This is a genomic window from Dialister sp. CAG:357 (assembly GCF_000435155.1).
Taxonomy (GTDB): Bacteria; Bacillota; Negativicutes; order Veillonellales; family Dialisteraceae; genus Dialister; species Dialister hominis.
Window position 1 is genome coordinate 1 of record NZ_FR896347.1, and the last position, 2,069, is coordinate 2,069.

Annotated in this window: 1 protein-coding gene; it reads left to right on the forward strand. The window is 47.7% G+C overall.

What is annotated here, in order from left to right:
- Positions 1-60 precede the first annotated feature (60 nt).
- Entirely contained in the window at positions 61-1,956 is a 1,896-nt protein-coding gene (locus M3200_RS00300) for a type I glutamate--ammonia ligase (RefSeq protein WP_022381543.1), read from the forward strand.
- Positions 1,957-2,069 lie beyond the last annotated feature (113 nt).

Below are 2,069 nucleotides of genomic sequence, written 5' to 3' on the forward strand. Positions count from 1 at the left end.
ATTTTTACCAACACGTTTTGTCCTATAACCCAAATTTTTATTGATCTGGAGGAAAAAATTATGAATAAGGAATTACTGTACTACATCCCGTCTGGCGAATTTGGCAAGGAAGGCGTGCTTTCCCTTTTAAGGACACATCCTGAAATCCGCTTTGTTTCCCTTGTCGGTATCGATCTTGCCGGCAATGACACCGATGAAAAGATTCCGATTGAGATTTTCATGAAAGACTACGACGATTTCTTTGAAGGCAAGGCTGTGCAGACCGATGGCTCTTCTGTTGTCCTGATGGACATTGCAACACTGAATGATGCAAGGGTGGATATGGTCGCTGATGCAGGCGTAAACTGGTATGTCGATTACAATGAAGAAAATCTGTATACGAACGGACGCCCGGTTGGAACGCTCCGCATTCCGTGCTTCCTTCTGCATAACGGCAAATTCATTGATTCCCGTTCCATTTTGAGAGATTCCTGCAAGTATGTCGCTTCTGAACTGAAGAAGCTTCTTGCTTCCGGCAAAACCGTCAGGGGCATGGAAGATGTTCCTTTTGCTGATATTGAGGATATCGGTTTCACCATTGGCACTGAACTTGAATTCTGGGTCAAGACGCCAAGCGAAAATGAAACGATCCAGCACCTTTCCATTTCCCAGCGGCTGCAGGAACAGTACTGGCAGCGCATGAGAGGCAATGTACGCACTGCCATGGAAGAAACCATTGAAGAACTCGATGCACGCGGCATGCATGTGGAAATGGGCCATAAGGAAGTCGGCGGCATAAAGCCGAAAGTCGATGATTCCGGCAAAACGACCGATGTCTGTGAACAGCTCGAACTTGACTGGCTCTTCTCCTCCAACCCGCTGCAGGCTGCGGATAATGAACTGGAAGCAAGAATTGTTGTCCGTGAAGTGTTCCGCAAGCACGGCCTTGACGTTTCCTTCAAGGCAAAGCCGATCATCGGGGTAGCCGGAAGCGGTGAACATACCCATGTCGGAATCTGTGCCAAACTGAAGAACGGAAAGACGATCAATCTTCTGGCTCCGTCTGATATGAAGGCAGATTTCCTCTCTACCATCGGCTATGGATTCATCATGGGCATCCTTAAGAACTATGAAGCAACAAATCCGTTCGTTTCTTCTACAACAGATGCCTTCAACCGCCTGAAACCAGGTTTTGAAGCGCCGGTCTGCATTGTTACATCTCTTGGACACGCGCCGGAAGTTCCTTCCAGAAACAGAACCATCCTGATCGGCCTTGTCAGGGATATCGACAATCCGAAGGCTACACGTTTTGAACTCCGTGCACCGAATCCGTTTACAAACACATACCTGGCAGCATCCTGCCTCTTCCTGACCTCCCTTGACGGCATTCTCTATGCAGTGCATTCTGGAAAGACGCCGGCTGAACTCTTGGCAGAACTGTCCAAGAAGCCGGAGGATGATGCCGATTACCTTGAAAAGGGAAGAGCATACCGCTGCGAAGAAAACGTATTTGAAGACTTTACGCAGGAAGAAAGGGATGCAGCATTTGGAAAGCCGCCGGCTACTGTCTGGGAAAATGTAAAGACCATGAGAGCGAATGCCGGCAAGACTGCTGTCATTACTGCAGGCGGCAGCCTCAACAAGACAATTGTCGATTCCTTCCTGGCATCGATCGTATACCGCTGGAAGAATGAACTGATCGACCGGATCATCCCGACCACTGAAATGCTCGTCAAGGGTTTCAAAAAACTGCAGAGCGAGGATGATCTGGATGAAGAACGCTGGGATGATATCAGCGAAAAACGTTTTGCCTTGATCAAGGACACCAAGAGCGGAAAGTGCCTCTGCACGCTTCTTAAGGAAGCACTTGAAGCAGGGGATTATGATACAGCTTCCGATCTCCAGATTGAAATTTCCAAAAAGGGTGAAGCTCTCGAAAAAGAGTACTATGAATACGCTCTGAATATTGTTGGATGATCTCTGTATTTTCCAAAATAAAAGACCCGTGCAAAAGCACGGGCTTTTTATTTTGGAATGGGGGGGAAAGCAAAAAGGGGGGTTATAGGACAAAACGTGTTGGTAATTAATCC

Excerpts from the sequence above, each read along its gene's own strand:
- M3200_RS00300 (WP_022381543.1), top strand. The coding sequence starts at position 61 with ATGAATAAGGAATTACTGTACTACATCCCGTCTGGCGAATTTGGCAAG.